The sequence below is a fragment of the Priestia megaterium NBRC 15308 = ATCC 14581 genome, from assembly GCF_000832985.1.
GTDB lineage: Bacteria > Bacillota > Bacilli > Bacillales > Bacillaceae_H > Priestia > Priestia megaterium.
The window spans coordinates 50158-66619 of sequence record NZ_CP009920.1; the positions used below are offsets into that span (position 1 = coordinate 50158).

The 16462-nt window shown below is 38.0% G+C and carries 17 protein-coding genes; 7 read left to right on the forward strand and 10 right to left on the reverse strand.

Annotated elements, in window-relative coordinates; genetic code table 11:
• Nucleotides 1-2 precede the first annotated feature (2 nt).
• From qoxC to BG04_RS00760, 5 genes are all read right to left on the reverse strand, one after another.
• The gene (gene qoxC, locus BG04_RS00740) at nt 3-611 is read right to left on the reverse strand and encodes a cytochrome aa3 quinol oxidase subunit III (protein WP_013057825.1); all 609 of its coding nucleotides are present in this window, start codon (nt 609-611) and stop codon (nt 3-5) included.
• Entirely contained in the window at nt 611-2554 is a 1944-nt protein-coding gene (qoxB, locus tag BG04_RS00745; RefSeq protein WP_013083896.1) for a cytochrome aa3 quinol oxidase subunit I, read from the reverse strand. Before qoxB ends, qoxC begins: the two co-directional genes overlap by 1 nt.
• A 46-nt stretch (nt 2555-2600) precedes the next feature.
• Nucleotides 2601-3554, reverse strand: coding sequence for a cytochrome aa3 quinol oxidase subunit II (gene qoxA, locus BG04_RS00750; RefSeq protein WP_013057827.1), 954 nt, complete (start codon nt 3552-3554; stop codon nt 2601-2603).
• A gap of 566 nt (nt 3555-4120) precedes the next feature.
• Nucleotides 4121-4699 carry a hypothetical protein gene (locus tag BG04_RS00755; protein ID WP_013057828.1) on the reverse strand — a complete coding sequence of 193 codons (579 nt, stop codon included), beginning with the start codon at nt 4697-4699 and terminating at the stop codon, nt 4121-4123.
• A 309-nt stretch (nt 4700-5008) separates the two neighbouring features.
• Nucleotides 5009-5356 carry a rhodanese-like domain-containing protein gene (locus BG04_RS00760; RefSeq protein ID WP_013083897.1) on the reverse strand — a complete coding sequence of 116 codons (348 nt, stop codon included), beginning with the start codon at nt 5354-5356 and terminating at the stop codon, nt 5009-5011.
• Between the two features lie 388 nt (nt 5357-5744).
• Between BG04_RS00760 and BG04_RS00765 the strand changes: the two genes are divergently transcribed.
• Nucleotides 5745-6209, forward strand: a complete 465-nt coding sequence (locus BG04_RS00765) for a hypothetical protein (RefSeq protein WP_236702274.1) — start codon at nt 5745-5747, stop codon at nt 6207-6209.
• 45 nt (nt 6210-6254) lie between these two features.
• Here BG04_RS00765 and BG04_RS30790 read toward each other — a convergent pair whose 3' ends face one another.
• Nucleotides 6255-6407, reverse strand: coding sequence for a hypothetical protein (locus BG04_RS30790; protein ID WP_168797089.1), 153 nt, complete (start codon nt 6405-6407; stop codon nt 6255-6257).
• An 80-nt stretch (nt 6408-6487) separates the two neighbouring features.
• Nucleotides 6488-6727, reverse strand: coding sequence for a hypothetical protein (locus BG04_RS00770; protein WP_025751108.1), 240 nt, complete (start codon nt 6725-6727; stop codon nt 6488-6490).
• A 184-nt stretch (nt 6728-6911) separates the two neighbouring features.
• Between BG04_RS00770 and BG04_RS00775 the strand changes: the two genes are divergently transcribed.
• The 6 genes from BG04_RS00775 (at nt 6912) to BG04_RS00800 (ending at nt 12386) form a co-directional block, all read left to right on the forward strand.
• On the forward strand, nt 6912-7343 hold the full coding sequence (locus BG04_RS00775; RefSeq protein ID WP_034650655.1) for a PAS domain-containing protein: 432 nt from the start codon (nt 6912-6914) through the stop codon (nt 7341-7343).
• Between the two features lie 284 nt (nt 7344-7627).
• Nucleotides 7628-7987 (forward strand): ArsR/SmtB family transcription factor, encoded by a 360-nt coding sequence (locus BG04_RS00780; protein WP_013057833.1) that lies wholly within the window; start codon nt 7628-7630, stop codon nt 7985-7987.
• Between the two features lie 31 nt (nt 7988-8018).
• On the forward strand, nt 8019-10580 hold the full coding sequence (locus tag BG04_RS00785) for a heavy metal translocating P-type ATPase (protein WP_034650653.1): 2562 nt from the start codon (nt 8019-8021) through the stop codon (nt 10578-10580).
• A 58-nt stretch (nt 10581-10638) separates the two neighbouring features.
• Nucleotides 10639-11259: a class I SAM-dependent methyltransferase gene (locus BG04_RS00790; protein ID WP_034650652.1), complete on the forward strand. Its 621-nt coding sequence runs from the start codon at nt 10639-10641 to the stop codon at nt 11257-11259.
• A gap of 84 nt (nt 11260-11343) precedes the next feature.
• Nucleotides 11344-11850, forward strand: coding sequence for a PCYCGC motif-containing (lipo)protein (locus BG04_RS00795; RefSeq protein WP_034650650.1), 507 nt, complete (start codon nt 11344-11346; stop codon nt 11848-11850).
• Between the two features lie 218 nt (nt 11851-12068).
• Complete coding sequence (locus BG04_RS00800; protein WP_034650648.1) at nt 12069-12386, forward strand: DUF3243 domain-containing protein; 318 nt, start codon at nt 12069-12071, stop codon at nt 12384-12386.
• A gap of 47 nt (nt 12387-12433) precedes the next feature.
• Here the strand turns inward: BG04_RS00800 and BG04_RS00805 are convergent, their stop codons facing one another.
• The 3 genes from BG04_RS00805 to BG04_RS00815 form a co-directional block, all read right to left on the reverse strand.
• Entirely contained in the window at nt 12434-13279 is an 846-nt protein-coding gene (locus BG04_RS00805) for an N-acetylmuramoyl-L-alanine amidase family protein (protein ID WP_016764798.1), read from the reverse strand.
• A 441-nt stretch (nt 13280-13720) separates the two neighbouring features.
• Nucleotides 13721-14344 (reverse strand): LysE family translocator, encoded by a 624-nt coding sequence (locus tag BG04_RS00810; RefSeq protein WP_016764799.1) that lies wholly within the window; start codon nt 14342-14344, stop codon nt 13721-13723.
• Between the two features lie 124 nt (nt 14345-14468).
• Nucleotides 14469-16112 carry a glutamate/serine transporter AimA gene (locus BG04_RS00815; protein ID WP_034650646.1) on the reverse strand — a complete coding sequence of 548 codons (1644 nt, stop codon included), beginning with the start codon at nt 16110-16112 and terminating at the stop codon, nt 14469-14471.
• Nucleotides 16113-16462: the final 350 nt, after the last annotated feature.

A 16462-nucleotide genomic window follows, 5' to 3' on the forward strand; every position in this document is an offset into this window, starting at 1 on the left:
TCTTATCCCACCAATCCGTTCAAGTATACAAGCGTGAAGATGAAGATCCATACAACATCAAGGAAATGCCAGTATAAACCGATAATAAATACTTTACGAGCAGTAACTGGTGTTAATCCTCGTCTTACTAATTGAATAATAATACTGATTGCCCAGAATACACCGACTGTTACGTGAAGACCGTGCGTTCCAAGTAGTGTAAAGAACCCTGATAAGAAGGCACTTGTTTGCATTGTTGCACCTTCGTGAACTGCGTACATGTAAAACTCACGAATTTCGTAGAAAAGGAATCCTCCACCAAGAACAAGCGTAATCACGAACCAAACTAAAAGTCCTTTTAAATCATTATTACGCATTTTAAAGATGGCAATTCCCATCGTGAAACTACTGAATAGTAGTAACAGCGTTTCGATCATAAAATCTTTAACAACGAACAGTTCTTCTGCAGTAGGGCCACCCGCTGTACGCGTATGGTACGTTAAGTACGTTACGAACAGCGTAGAGAACAACGCGATCTCGGCACCTAAGAAAATCCAGAATCCAAGGATATTCAGGCGACTTTGTTCTTCTTGGTATTCTAACGGCAATGATTTATCTAAATGTCCTGCCATTATTTGTCACCCCCTGTAATTCCTTCAACCTTCTTGATTTCATCTACTTTTACATAGAAGCCCGGATCATAATCAAATGAACGAGCAAGCATACAAGCAAAAATACCTGCTAATCCAACAATTGCCATTGGAATCCATTCAAACACTAAGCCAAATCCACCGATAAACCAGAAAATACCTGAGATAAACGGCACACCAGAGTTGCTTGGTAAGTGAATTGGTTTTAAGTCTTCTGCTTTAATTTCTGTTTCATTACGTTTTTTCATGTGCCAGAATGCATCCATTTCTTTCACATGAGGAATTACTGCAAAGTTGTAAGCTTGAACTGGTGATTTAGTCCACCACTCAAGTGTACGACCATCCCAAGGATCGTTTGCAGTGTCGCGTTTGTTTTTCCATGCACTGTATAATAAGTTAACTACTAATACGAAGAAGCCAAGACCCATTAAGAATGCACCAATTGTTGAAACTAAGTTTAATCCGTTCCAGCCAAGGTTGTCTGCATAAGTTTGCATACGACGAGTCATACCGTCTAAACCTAGGAAGAATTGTGGGAAGAAACATACGTTAAATCCAACAACAAAAATCCAGAATGAAATTTTTCCTAATTTTTCGTTCAACGTGTGACCGAAAATCTTTGGATACCAGAAGTATAAACCTGCGAAACAGCCAAACACTGTACCAGAGATTAATACATAGTGGAAGTGAGCGATTAGGAAGTAACTGTTATGATATTGATAATCGGCTGATGCCATCGCAAGCATAACCCCTGTTACCCCACCGATTACGAAGTTTGGAATAAACGCTAATGACCAAAGCATCGCAGTCGTAAATTTGATACGGCCTTTATACATTGTAAAGAGCCAGTTAAAGATTTTAACTCCAGTTGGTACGGCGATTAACATCGTTGTAATTGAGAAGAACGAGTTAACTGACGGTGAGTTACCCATTGTAAAGAAGTGATGCACCCATACAAGGTAACTTAAGAATGCGATACCGACCATTGATACAACCATTGCTTTATAACCGAATAAGTTCTTACGAGAATGTGTACTGATAACTTCTGAGAAGACACCGAATACCGGTAAAATAACGATATATACTTCAGGGTGACCCCAAATCCAGAATAAGTTAGCCCACATCATTGGAAGACCGCCGTTAGCCATTGTAAAGAAGGCTGTTCCGAATACACGGTCAAGTGTCATAAGTGCAAGCGCTACTGTTAATACAGGGAACGCGAAAATAATAATAATTGATGTGATGAAGATTGACCAAGTAAACATTGGCATTTTCATCATTGTCATGCCAGGGGCACGCATTTTTAAGATTGTTACAAAGAAGTTGATACCAGTCATTAATGTACCAGCACCAGCAATCTGTAGTGAAACGGCATAGAAGTTATTTCCGATACCTTCACTGAATTCTTTACCTGCAAGCGGGAAGTAACTTGTCCAACCTGCATCAGGAGCTCCTCCGATTACGAAAGAAAGGTTAAATAGCATTGCTCCCATAAAGAATGTCCAGAAACTAATTGCGTTTAGGAACGGATATGCTACGTCACGCGCACCAATTTGTAATGGAACGATTACGTTCATTAGTCCGATAATAAATGGCATTGCCATGAATAAGATCATGATAACACCGTGAGCCGTGAAGACTCCGTTGTAGTGATGTTCATCTAAAATATTCATACCCGGGAATGCAAGCTGCATACGCATCATGATTCCATCGATTCCGCCGCGGAAAAGCATTAATACAGCTGAAAGGATGTACATGACACCGAGTCTTTTATGGTCAACTGTTGTTAACCATTCTGTCCATAACCATTTCCATTTCTTGAAATATGTTAAGACAAAAACGATACCGATGACCGTCATAGCGATTGCTGCGTCAGCAGCGTAAATCATAGGTTCGCCAGTGACGAAAAATTCATCTAGCTTCATTATGTCTTCCCCCAATCATTACGTTATTTAGTGTAATAAATGAATGTTATTCATGATTTGAGTGATCCATGTTTTCCATTTCTTCATTACTCGTTTTTTCGTCTTCTTTCATCTTGCTGTGATCATGTCCTGTACCACGTTCTAGCTCTTTGCCAGGAATGTATACATCTTTTGCATGGTCAATCCATTTTAAATGTGTACCGTTGTAAGTTTGACGACCAACAACGCCTGGGCTTAGGATTTGATCATATTTCTTTTCAGTCAGTTTACCAGCTGTACCTTTTACATCACTAACCCACTCTTTGAAGTCTTTGTCCGTTTGAGCTTGAACTTCGAACTGCATTTGAGTGAAATGTTCACCCGAGAAGTTAGCACTACGTCCCATATAAGAACCAGGCTTATCAGCTTCTAAGTATAATGGCATTGACATATTGTTCATCGAATATTTTTGTCCGCCAAGTTCTGGTACCCAGAATGAGTTCATAGGTCCTTGAGCCGTTAACTCAAATTTCACTGGCGTATCTGCTGGAATGTTTACATAGTTAACCGTCTCGATATTTTGTTCCGGATAGCTGAAAATCCATTTCCAGTTTGCAGATGTAACGTGAATCACGATTGGATCTTTATCCTTTGATTCTGCCGGTACTTCTTCTGCAGAGTAGATCGCTTTAACAGTTGGCACTGCTAATAGAATTAAGATGATGATTGGGAAAGCTGTCCAAATAACCTCCATCTTTAAGTTACCTTCTTGCTCAGGTGGCTCATAGTCCATGTTTTCAGGTTTTTCACGATATTTGACAAGAACAAATATAAAAATAGCAAATACGACAACAACCACGATCAACATCATCCACATAGACCAAATGATTAAATCAGATTGCGTTTTTGCAACAGGACCTTGCGGGTTCAATACAGCAAGTTTTGAACAACCGCTCAAAAATACTAGTGAAAGCGCAGATAGTAAACCTACTAGCTTCCAAAATCCTTTTTTTGGTTTCACTTAAAACTCTCCTTTCTAACAACACATGATGCGAAGCCTATATTGATGAACATTCAAAATGCGCTATCTTTCGCTAGATAACGACATTTTTATACAGACTCTCTTCCCCCTTATTTGTAGGCCACTACTATTGTAATACAAAATGACATTTTTTTCGTCCCTTTTGCTTTATTTTTTTATATTAAAAATATTCTAATATAGTGACTGTACCAATGGGGTTAGAGTGCTTCAACCTTGCGATATTCTATCACATAATTTGGTATGAATAAATGTAAATAAAAGGATTCAGCTCCCATTTCTTAACTATTTCTTTAGGAATAACTGCAAAATTAGCTTTGCATGTTTGCTTCAACATTGATATATCAATACACATCGACATAATTGAATATTTTGTGACAAATTTTCAAAGAAAATGTGACGTCCTGTATGAAACTTATTTTGCCCGTTAATTCCCTTTTATTTTGTAGCAAATATTTGATTTTTTTGCTTAAAATTCTTTCTTTCGAAAATATGAACAAAACGTGAATTTTTTTAAAAAGCTTTTTATTACAGAAAAAAGCTGCGTGTTACTCACGCAGCTCTTGATCCATAAATTCTTTAACCGTGATATCATCCCCTGCTTTATCCAGCAGCGTTGTCGTTGCTGGAAACGGATGTTTAATATGACTCGGTATTTTTTCATACAGCACAAAATAATCACTTTTTGGAACCGCGGCATCAATTGTATACGTATCGTGCACTAAAGCCGCCTTTACTCGCTCAATTTGTTTACTTCTATTTGTTCCTGTAAACAGCGCATATGTCCCTTTATTTGTATGGATATCATCATAATCCACTAAATTGCTCATTTTGGTACTGACTTCAATACGCAGGCGTTTGTTCCATCCTTGCTTCAATACGGCCATTCCTTCTTTATCACCAGGTATGGAGAATAAGGCTATGTATGTATTAGAGTGATCAACCCGTTTAAAATCTTGCAGCGTAATCCTTGCAGAACCATCAATACTTTCTTTATGCTCCCAATTTCGCAAATGCTGCTGCACACTTGCCGCATTGTTTTCAATCGGATATCGAATCATTTCATACGCAACAATTACAACCGCTATACAAATGAACAGAAATAGCAACCGCTTTATCTTTCGCACATCTATTCACCTTCCTTAGCTTACTCCCCTTTTATGTAATTGCCTAAATTATAACTTCCTATTAAACCTCTGTCTATGCACTAGGAGAACTACGTTTTTTTTTACCACAAAAGGGATTTTTCAAACCTTTTGTCATAAAAATACGCTAAAAGACTCAGTAGCTGTTGAACCAAAAGAAACCGATCCCTGCCCCCCCTTCTCATCTTCATAACAAAAAAAGATACCCGTTTTGACACAGGTATCTTTCAGCTTATATATCACAGCTTTCCAAAAGGAAACCCTATAAAGGGTCATTTGCTGTTCTTTTTATTACACACATCTTTCCGCACACATGTATCCCTTGACCTGGTACCCATGTTTTTTGAGCTGACGAATGCTTAAATTTCGGGAAATGCTGTCAGGAACAATTACAACCACTTCTTTATATGGAATTTCCTCATGCTGTCTCTCTAAATAAGGAAGCGGAATATGGATTGCTTTTTGACAGGGGTTTTGTTTCATTTCATGAAAATGACGAACATCTACATACGAAATTGTTGTAGAAGCACAGTCGACGGTCGTCACTTTCTTTATTCCCTGCACCGGCACATAGCGTTTATAAAAACTGTAACACATTAATAAAAGTAAAATACCTATGCTCATATATAGTATCGCCATGTTTTCCTCCCAATTAATTTCTATACCCCTGTATGTATACTATATTCGAAAGAAAGAATCAACACAGAAGCACTCTATCTCATTTCTCTCTGAAAGAAAAATGGTCTTTTTACACTTTATTATGAAACCACAATAAAGTGACGAAATCAATCATTATTTATTTTGATTTTTCGAAAGATTTAAATACTAGTAAACAGATCGTTTTTTCTTATTATAATGAAGAAACGCAGAATTTTTATTTTCATTTCCTCTTTTCTTTCCCGTTAAAACTGAGGTTCGCTTATGAGTAATACAATACATTAGAACCAATGTTGCACAAACGTTAGAAAAATGATTCTAAAAATGAAGGATGCGAGATAGGATAGTATGAACACGTGAAGGGAGAGATATGATGTTTGATTTGTACTATGTTGTATTATTTACAGATCAAGGTGAGGTAGCAGGCACCTGCCCCATCTATATAAGTCCCGAAGAAGACGTTGAAAAAGAACTGTTAAAAAATATCACTTTGCATAAACAAAGGCTGCAGTCAAAAAAAGAAAAAGTGTTTTATTTTGACCAGGATAAAGAGGATATGACAGATTTATCAGATCACTATGCGCACATCCTGACATTTGCTAACAACGACAGCCAAATTGCAAAATGGCTGGAAGAAGCACATGAAAAACTGTGCAAAACCGGTGAACTTTTTGTGGAGAATGGTTATTTTCAGCGTGCTTTTATGCATTACATTAATCAAAAAAGCAATGTTTTAGAGAATTACTCGTACGAAGTTTGTGAAAAATCAGTAAAGTTCATATATCAAGCAAGAGACTATATTGTAATTGGATCAGAAAAATACGAGTTAACTTAATGCAAAAAAAGGAAAGCTTCAGTTTCAGAAGCTTTCCTTTTTTAATCAATCTCCATCAAGATTTGCCCGACAATTATTATGAGATAAAGATGCATTTTGTGCCTGATGCTGCTTTTGCTCCCTCTGCATTGTCATATCTGTTTGTTTCGTTCTTACTTTAGCGATGTGTTTAGTTTTATTTCCTTGGTTTAATGTCATGTTCATTCCCCTTTCTGGTGGATATAGTGTATGAGAATAACTCACACGCCATAAGAGGAAATGATATGAAAAAGCCCCTCTTAAATTGAGTGAGCTTTCTGCCTAAAACTGCTTTTCCTTTTATTGCTGAATCCGCATGAAAGAATATTCTCTATTTTAAACGTTCGTTTCTCGTTCCTTAGTAAGCACCAAGCTTTTACGCTCTGAGGATAAATTTTATACACAATAATAAATCGCTGTGTCAAACATCCTTTATCGTCCATATAAATAATTTCAACAGGTCGTTTTGAAGAGTAGCTTTCTTGAAGTAGCTGTCGCATAGAATTCGCTCCTTTAATTTTTAGTTTACCGAACATATGTTCTTTTTTCAAGTGTTTTAAACTGAATAATTCTTTAGCTTTTACAGCTTAAAACGGGGAAAAGCATAGGGAAAATAATAAAAATCATACAAATATTAGGTAATTGTGATATGGTAAAAGGGATTACTTAAGTTGGGAGAGGTGCATGATGGAAAGTAACATACTTAAATGGATCCCCGTTCCTTACTTTCAATTAAATCAAGAAGGTGAAATCCTTCATTTTTCTAGTCAAGCACATTCTTATTTTTCTTCAGTCTCCAGTCTGTGGAGCATTATTCATAAAGACGACCGGAAACAAGCAATGTGGATGCTGTCACAGCACTCCTCATCTAACCCCATCATCAGGCATTTGCGTTTAAGAACGACCGATGATACATTTGTGAATTTTAAATGCACGATTCATTGGAAAAATGGTGTAGGGCATTTAGTATGTACCGAAAAGAAGAATGTCAAGGATCCGTTAGATGTTGTATTATCTGCTCAATCCTATTTAGAAAACTCGGACAAACGATTAAAAGAGTCGGACAAGGTGTTAAATACTTCAGCAGATTTATTATTTAACCGATTAAAACGCTAATTAAGTAAACAAAGTCTAAGCTATATTTCATTATTTCTATCATTTTTAAAATCATTAAAAGGCTACCTACAGGGGTGGCTTTTTGTTTTGTTCTGCCTGTAAAGTCATTCTCTTTTCGCCCGCACCATTTAGTACAGAGTACATACACTAATAGGCATACTTTCTATATTTATGTTTTGCTCAGAAAAAAATTCCGAATACTCAATAAATGTTTGAACATTTTTTAAAATTGACATATATTATAAACAAACAATCATTTGAATGTTTGAATGAAGGAGGAAATCATGCCAAAAGACCGCTGTGATATTTATTGTTTTAATGAAGAAAAAGTAAATCGTATTAAGCCTGCTATCGATGCCGAAGCTGTTCAAGGTGTTTCTGCCCTGTTCAAAGCGTTAGGAGATGAAACGAGGCTTAAAATTGTCTTGGCTCTGTATAAAGGCGAGGAATTATGTGTATGTGACGTAGCCAATATAGTAGGCTCTACGGTTGCTACTGCTTCTCACCATTTAAGACTGCTGCGTAATATAGGAATTGCCAATTATCGCAAAGAAGGAAAGTTAGCTTTTTATTCTTTAAGGGATGCACATATTAAACAAGTAATTGATATCATGTTTGCTAAAAAAGAAGACGTAACCATTTAAGTTTTTCTTACCGTATAGGGAGTGGGACACAATGAAACACGAAGATAAAAAAAGTCATCAGCATACCGGAAGCTGCTGCAGCGGATCTTCTTCAGCAGAAATTGAAAGCAAGACCTGCTGCTCCTCTTCTTCAGAAGCCGCATCTACTGAAGAGCCTTCTTCCTGTGGCACAAAGAGTCATGAACACAGTCATAGCTGTTGTTCAGATGCGATTGCGTTAACGACCGATAAAAGCCAGCATTCTTGCTGCAGTGATCACGATATAGTACCAGGCGACAGTGACATAGAAGAAACGGCTGAATACCGCGTATATGGAATGGATTGCCCTTCCTGCGCCGCGACGATTGAAAAAAGTTTAAAAACATTAAACGATATTCAACACGTAACTCTCAACTATAATACAGGAAAGCTCCAGGTAGCGGCGACAAGTGAGTCAGCTCTGTCACTCATTCCAAGCTCAGTAGAAAAACTAGGGTTTAACATTGAGGCTATCCAATCAAATAAAAAAATGAAAACGTATTTGATTGAAGGAATGGACTGCGCGGCTTGTGCGAACACGATTGTGAATCATTTAAAAACAGTTCCTGCTGTCAAAGATGTACGCGTTAACTTTTCAACGGGAAAAGCACAAATTGAGCACGATAACGAAGCCGATGACATTATTAAAGAAGTATCTAAAGCTGGGTATACCGCTACTTTAGTAACTAGCAGCAGGCAGTCTGCTGAGTCGCGGCACCATAAAGGGCAAAATGGACCGATTGTTTTTTCGGGTATTTTCATCGCATTAGGTTTTATCGGTTCTCATACAGGAATTGCTTCTTATATGATAACTGTACTCTACGCTATTGCCATGATTGTCAGCGGATATAAGCCGGCTAAAAGTGCTTATTACGGAATTAAAAGCCGTTCTTTAGACATGAATGTTTTAATGACCGTTGCAGCACTTGGAGCAGCTGTTATTGGTGAATGGCTTGAAGGTGCTACGGTCGTTTGGCTATTTGCTTTAGGTGTTGCTCTGCAAACAAGGTCGATTGAACAAACAAGAAACTCGATACGAGGTTTGATGGACTTAGCTCCTTCTGAAGCATGGGTGAAAGAAAACGGCCAGCTGATTAAAAAAGCAGCGGGAGATATTTCAATCGGCACTACGATTGTCGTAAAGCCAGGAGACCGAATTCCGCTAGATGGTGAAATTATAAACGGCGAATCCAGTATTAACCAAGCTCCTATTACAGGTGAATCTATTCCAGTTGATAAAGTAATCGGTGATGCTGTTTATGCAGGCACCATTAACGAAAGCGGATCGTTAGAAATTAAGGTAACAAAGCTAGTGGAAGATACGACGATTTCTAAAATTATTCATTTAGTGGAAGAAGCACAGGAGAAAAAAGCGCCTACTCAAGCATTTGTTGATAAATTTGCAACCATTTACACGCCTATCGTCTTTATTTTAGCTTTATTCATTATGGTCATCCCTCCCCTGTTTGATGGTGCATGGAGTGAGTGGTTTTACAAGGGGCTTGAATTATTAGTTGTGGCTTGTCCATGTGCGCTAGTCATTTCTACTCCCGTCGCCATTGTATCTGCGATTGGAAATGCGGCGAAAAATGGCGTGCTCATTAAAGGCGGGACGTTTTTAGAAAAAGCTGGTGCAATCAATGCGATTGCTTTTGATAAAACAGGAACGCTAACAGAAGGCAAACCAGCCGTTTCAGAGGTTGTTTCCCTTGCTGCTGAAGAAAATCAGCTTTTAGCGATAACAAAAACGCTTGAAGACTATTCGAATCACCCCATTGCCCGTGCTATCGTGGATTATGCAGAGGAGAAAAAAGTCGGTTCTTTACAAGGATCAAATTTTAAAATCCTTACAGGAAAAGGCGTGCAGGCAACAATTCAAGAAACGGTTTATTACGCAGGTAATGCAAAATTATTCTCAGATTTAGAAATACCTCTATCCCACTGCTGGTCTCATATTGAAAAGCTTCAAAACGAAGGTAAAACAATTATTATTGTCGGAACAGCTAAAAGTGTTCTAGGTATTATTAGCGTAGCTGATACCATCAGACATACAACCGTATCTGCTTTAGAAAGCCTCAAACAAAACGGTATGCAGCAAATTGTGATGTTAACCGGTGATAACGAAGGAACAGCTAAAATGATTGCTTCTCAGTCTCGGATAGACCGCTATTTCGCCGATTTGATGCCTGAAGACAAAGTGAAAGCCATACAGCAGCTTCAAGATGAAGGCTATCAAACGGCTATGGTTGGAGATGGGATTAATGATGCCCCTGCTCTAGCTACTGCTGATCTTGGCATTGCAATGGGCGGTGCTGGTACTGACACGGCCATGGAAACAGCTGATATTGTTCTCATGGCAGACAATTTAGAAAAGCTTCCTCATACGATGAAGCTAAGCCGTAAAGCGTTAGCTGTTATCAAACAAAACATTTGGTTTTCTATTATTGTTAAAGTCATTGCCTTAGCTTTTATCTTTCCAGGGTGGCTTACTCTGTGGATTGCCGTCTTAAGCGATACAGGAGCAGCGCTACTTGTTATTTTAAACAGTCTTCGCTTACTCAAAATGAAAAATTAAATGTAATCCATAAGCTTTCCAGCAGGCGTTGGAAAGCTTATTCTCTAGGAGGGTTTACGTGAATAACCGCTGGAATCAATTTATTTATAAATGTTGGGCTCCTTTTTACGATGCGTTTTTTAATAACGGGATGTTTTATCGAGCCAGAAAAAAAGTCTTTCAAGACGTCCACTTTTCATCTGAACAGCGCATTTTATTTGTAGGTGTTGGAACGGGTGCAGATTTAGCTTTTATTCCTCATGAAGTAAATGTAACAGCCATCGACTATTCCAGTGAAATGCTTCAAAAAGCAAAAGATAAATACAAAAATCCATCTATAACCTTTCACCAAATGGACGCTCAGCGGCTAACATTCGACTCTTTTTCGTTTGATGTAGTTGTAGCAAGCTTAATTCTTAGCGTAGTACCTGATGCGGAGCAAGCTTTAAAAGAAATGACAAGAGTAGTAAAGCCTAAGGGAACTATCCTGATTTTTGATAAATTTGAAACTAAAAAGAAATCAGCGGCTTTTCCTAAAAAAATATTCCGCCCTTTCGTAAAATTACTAGGAACGGATATTGGACTCTCTTTTGAATATGTGTTTGAAGCAAGCCGGGATCAGCTTATCTTGAAGGAGAATTCAAGCGTCATGTTGAAAGGTATGTATCGGAAAATTATTTTGCAGAAAGTTGATGAATGACTTCAAAGACGAATGATGCCTTTTTCACATGATGGATGTACATATTATTGTCTAGCTTTAATTGAAGAAAGGATGAACATTTTGATGATAAAATCAAAGGTCATAACAGTTGTCCTTGCAGCAAGCATGGTCTCCGGCTGCGAAAACGAAAGTAAAGAAAGTTCAGGCAACAAACGTACAGAAGCAACACAACATGAAGAACATCAGCAGCACACATTAGGTGATAAACGAGAAGAAACAAAAAATAGTGAAACTCTTCCCTCTTTTCTAAGTGACAAGCCCGAAGACATGCAGCTTATTTATGCAGCCGCTGCTAAGCATCAAACCTTACTAGAAAACATTCCTTGCTACTGCGGATGTGGAGAAGAAGCTAATCATCAAAACAACTACGACTGTTTTATCTTTGAAAACAAAGAAAACGGCGCAGTGACATGGGATGATCACGGAACAAAATGCGGCGTCTGTTTAGAAATAGCCGCTCAAGCTGTAGTAGACTACAGCAAAGGCAAAAGCATTGAAGACATTCGTCAAGAAATCGATGATAAATATAAGGAAGGCTATGCCACACCTACGCCTACGCCAGAAGTATGATGCTTCAGTATAAAAATCAGTAAAAGACTTTGATTTCTTTATTCAAAGTCTTTTTTGTCATTTTATTATTAGTTGATAAAACCTTATTTGACCTCACCTTTTTAAGTCCTTCTAAAACGCCATAATATAAAAATAACACATTTGGACGTTTATTTACTGAACCCTCAGGGAATATGCTTTCTAACACCCAAATATAACCATGAGAGGAGAAAAAAACTATGAGTAATTCTGTAGAAACAAATCATTCAGCAAAAGTTGAAGGAGCAATTAATTCTATGAGCGAGGAGAAAAAAGAGGATATTCTCTCTAGCTTCGAAGGATTTAAAAGTTATCTAGGGAACAAGGTCTCAAAAGGTGAAAAGTTAGGGATGAACGAAGAACAGCTGGCTAAAACCGCTCAGAAAGTAGCTGATTACCTTGCTAAGCATGAAGAGCCGCGCAATCGAGAGGAAAACCTGCTTCACGAACTGTGGAAGGTTGGAGACAAAGAACAGCAGCATCATCTTGCCCATATGCTTGTAAGATTGGTTCAATAAATAAAAAAGATGACACGCTGCCGTGTCATCTTTTTTATTTACAGATATTAAACAGCTGGAATGATAATTTGCTGGCCAATTTGTAATTTTGCAGGATCTACGCCGGGGTTTGCATCCTGCAGCTGCTGAACGGTCATGCTATATTTTTTCGCAATGCTATAGAACGTATCTCCTGCTTGTACAGTATACGTAGTGACAGGAAGAACAATTTGCTGACCAATTTGCAGTTTTGCAGGATCTACGCCAGGGTTTGCATCTTGCAGCTGCTGAACGGTGATATTATACTTCTTTGCAATGCTATAAAATGTGTCTCCAGATTGAATGGTATAGAATGTAACTTGATTAGAAGGTAAGTTTAAATACTTAGCAATTCCACGCGCGTGCGCTTCTCCCACTTCCCGAAGAAACGTAGCGTTTTTTAATTTTTCAGCGTCGGCTGTCGTATCGATAAACAAGTTTTCTGTTAAAACAGCTGGCATATTTGTTTCACGCAGTACAGCGTAATTAGCCGTTTTTAAACCGCGATCTGCAATCGTTCCAAATTTCCGCATGATTGTTAAAATTTCCGTGTGCAGCTCTTTTTGTAAAAGAGAAGATTGACTTCCCTCTTGTGATGGATACCGATACGTTTCAAATCCAGTACCGCTGCCAGCATTAATGTGCATAGAAACAAAAATATCCGCTCCCCATGCATTAGCCCGGTTCGCTCGATCTGATAATGAAACAAACACATCGGTTGAACGAGTTACTTGCACATCTACGGAATAGTTATGTTCTAAATACGCCCGCGCGTGTAGTACAAGCTGCAGCGTAATATCTTTCTCACGCAAATTATTTCCTAAAGCGCCTGAATCTGTACCGCCGTGTCCTGCATCTAGCCATACTTTTTTCATGTGAACCTTTCCTTTCAATCATAATATGAAAGAACTTGTGATTAACACCGGCTTTGCCTGATGTTTTATCTCTCATTCTATATATATATGTGATTGGACAAGAAGGGTTCGTCCCCTTAAAACATTCAAAAAAATTCACACAAGAAAGCAGGATTTTGCTAGGTATTCTCCGCTGTTTTAAAGCACAAAATAAAGACGGATAAATGAGCTAGCGTGAATCTCGTTACTCCGCTGTTGATTTCTGTGCAAGACTTCGCTTTCCGCGGGAGTCTTCGCCTTGCCCTCCAATCACCAGCTAGAAGCAACTGCATACATGAAACTTACTTTTACCATAGACATAAAAAAATCCGAGCGAATTGGATTTATCGTTCGGATCTCCCTTTAACTAACGTCCACGCCTTTTAATGGAGATAAAAAGCAGGTTCGCCATCTTATCTTCTGCTATTTCTCACTAAAAGCAATTTTTAAGCCAATAAGCGTAAAGATAGAGCCTTGCACGAGATTAAGCCGCTTAGACAGAGCTGGAGATTTTCGCAAAAACTCTCCTACTTTCCCTGCAAATAGACTAATTAACGTAAAAATAATCAGCGCTTGAACTAAAAATACGGCGCCATAAACAAGCATTTGCTGTGTGGCGTGTCCGGTTGAATGATTAACAAACTGAGGTAAAAGAGCAAGAAAAAAGAGCGAAACTTTTGGATTTAGCAGATTCATAATCACTCCTTTTTTATATAGCGCCTTGTACTCAACGGCTTCTTTGTTGTCAACAGCGAGAGCGGAATCTTTTGCTGTAAACGTCTTATAAGCCAGATATAATAAATAAGCTGCTCCAGCGTATTTTACAATAGCAAACGCTAAAGCCGATTGATAGATAACAGCCGATAGACCCAATGTTGCTGCAGCTATATGACCAAGCAAGCCCGTACAAAGCCCTAATGAAGTCGAGATTCCTGCATATCTACCGTTTGATATGCTTTGTGCTAAAACAAATAAGTTATCAGGTCCAGGCATAACCGTAAGCAAAGCGGCTACGCCTAAAAAAGAAGTGATTGATACGATATCCATAAGTCGTTCTCCCCCTGCATGATTTTGCCCACCATTATAGCATTTTTTACTATCTAGTATTCAAAAAAAATAAAATCCATTCCTAAAAAAGCAGCCTCAACTATTCAGGCTGCTTTTTTACTACTTATTTAATTTGTTTTTCTATGATCTGTTCTTTAGCTGAGGCAGTCTGTGCTTCCGCTGCTTTCATTTCATTATTAACATTGATTGCTTCTTTTAAATACTCGGTTTTGTATCCGCTTTTAAGTGCCCAAGCATAAAAGAAAAGTGCAACAATTGCAATAAGACCCATATCCCAGCCGTATTTAATAATATTGAGTCCCCCGAACTTTTCACTTCCTATCCAAGAGATTGTCATCATACATAATAAGTAGACAATCATCCAAACGCCGGCTCGGAAGTTTTGACCAAAGCCTTTCCATTTTGATTTTGCTTGGTAATAAAAATAAATTGGCAAACCAATTAAAATAATAAATAATACCTGTCCAGTTAACGGCCATCTTGCCCAGTAAAGAGTAAGTGAAGCAAAAATAAATCCAAGAGGCGCTATTACGTTTAACCCTTTTATACGTAAAGGTCTATAAAGCTCGGTCCCCGTTTTCCTTAACGTCATAGCGGTAATAGGACCGGTAAGATATGAAATTAATGTAGCTACAGAAATAATTTCGGCTAAAATTCCCCAGCCTCTAAATAAAAATAAAAAGATGAATGAGACAAATAAATTAAAGAACATGGCTTGACGAGGAACTCCATAAAGCGGATGAACTCGTCCCAGTATATTCGGCAAATATTTATTTTTTTCCATACCATAAATCATGCGTGACGTGGTAGCTGTATACGTAATACCTGTTCCTGATGGCGATACAAAAGCATCGGCATATAACACAATAACAAGCCAGTTAATATTTAACGCAATCGCTAGATCGGCAAACGGCGAATTAAAGTTAAGATGACTCCATCCTTTTACGATTTCTGAAGGATTTACCGCTCCAATAAACGCAATTTGAAGCAATACATAGATCACGGTTGCAATTAAAATTGAGCCTACTACTGCAATCGGAATAGAGCGAGCTGGATTTTTTGCTTCTCCCGCCATATTAATAGGGCTTTGAAAACCGTTAAAAGCAAACACAATCCCAGACGTAGCAACCGCTGTCAAAACGCTTGCCCATCCATTTGGAGCAACGCCTCCTGCAGGGGAGAAGTTTCCTCCGTGAAACCCTGCAAATAAAAGAGCACCAATTGTAAGCCCTGGAATTACAATCTTAAAAACAGTAATAAGTGAATTAGCCTTCGAAAATAAGCCTACGGTCCAATAATTTAGAAGAAAATAAATGATTAATAGTCCTGTAGCAATAGCCAAGCCTTTTCCAGTAAGAATCCCGTTTTCTACTAAACTGCCTGTCCATTTCGCCCACTCCCACGGCCATGAACTCATATACTGAACAGAAGCAACCGCTTCAACAGGGATAACCGATACGATTGCAATCCAGTTTGCCCAAGCCGCAATAAAGCCAAGAAATGAGCCGTGCGAGTATTGCGTATATTTAACCATACCTCCTGCTTCTGGAAACATCGATCCTAGTTCACTGTAAGAAAGAGCTATAAATAAAATAACAACCATTCCAATAATCCAAGAAACAATTGCTGCGGGGCCTGCAATTTGAGCAGCTCTCCATGCCCCAAACAGCCATCCTGATCCAATAATAGATCCAAGACCAACCATCATGAGAGAAAACGTTCCCATTTTTCTATGTAAGTTATTCATGTATCTAACACCTTTCTTCTATATTTTCTGAGAAGTGAGTTATTAAGCGCTTTCATTAAATTTAAAAAATAAAATTCATTTTGAACTTTAAAAATGCTGCTTAAAAATACTAACCAAAAGCTTTTCCGTTCATTTACGCGTCCCCTTTCTTCATTTATTATTTGTTATTATATCATCATCAAGGTAAAAAGTACGCGTTTTGAATAAAAAATATTTTTATTTTTAGAATTTTGTGCTTTTTTTCAATTAAAAGTACGCGTTTTGAACACTAACATTCATAAGAGTTGCCTTTCCATTAAAGTGATATACAAATGATCTTGTTGCGATAACCAGAAAAAAACAGGATAAAA

Bases quoted from the DNA above. Each gene is read 5' to 3' on its own strand.
- BG04_RS00795 (WP_034650650.1), top strand. From the start codon at position 11,344: ATGATAAAATCAAAGGTCATAACAGTTGTCCTTGCAGCAAGCATGGTC.
- BG04_RS00800 (WP_034650648.1), top strand. From the start codon at position 12,069: ATGAGTAATTCTGTAGAAACAAATCATTCAGCAAAAGTTGAAGGAGCA.
- BG04_RS00775 (WP_034650655.1), top strand. From the start codon at position 6,912: ATGATGGAAAGTAACATACTTAAATGGATCCCCGTTCCTTACTTTCAA.
- qoxB (WP_013083896.1), bottom strand. From the start codon at position 2,554: ATGAAGCTAGATGAATTTTTCGTCACTGGCGAACCTATGATTTACGCT.
- BG04_RS00765 (WP_236702274.1), top strand. From the start codon at position 5,745: ATGATGTTTGATTTGTACTATGTTGTATTATTTACAGATCAAGGTGAG.
- qoxC (WP_013057825.1), bottom strand. From the start codon at position 611: ATGGCAGGACATTTAGATAAATCATTGCCGTTAGAATACCAAGAAGAA.
- BG04_RS00780 (WP_013057833.1), top strand. From the start codon at position 7,628: ATGCCAAAAGACCGCTGTGATATTTATTGTTTTAATGAAGAAAAAGTA.
- BG04_RS00760 (WP_013083897.1), bottom strand. From the start codon at position 5,356: ATGGCGATACTATATATGAGCATAGGTATTTTACTTTTATTAATGTGT.
- BG04_RS00815 (WP_034650646.1), bottom strand. From the start codon at position 16,112: ATGAATAACTTACATAGAAAAATGGGAACGTTTTCTCTCATGATGGTT.
- BG04_RS00770 (WP_025751108.1), bottom strand. From the start codon at position 6,727: ATGCGACAGCTACTTCAAGAAAGCTACTCTTCAAAACGACCTGTTGAA.
- BG04_RS00805 (WP_016764798.1), bottom strand. From the start codon at position 13,279: ATGAAAAAAGTATGGCTAGATGCAGGACACGGCGGTACAGATTCAGGC.
- BG04_RS00810 (WP_016764799.1), bottom strand. From the start codon at position 14,344: ATGGATATCGTATCAATCACTTCTTTTTTAGGCGTAGCCGCTTTGCTT.
- BG04_RS30790 (WP_168797089.1), bottom strand. From the start codon at position 6,407: ATGACATTAAACCAAGGAAATAAAACTAAACACATCGCTAAAGTAAGA.
- BG04_RS00785 (WP_034650653.1), top strand. From the start codon at position 8,019: ATGAAACACGAAGATAAAAAAAGTCATCAGCATACCGGAAGCTGCTGC.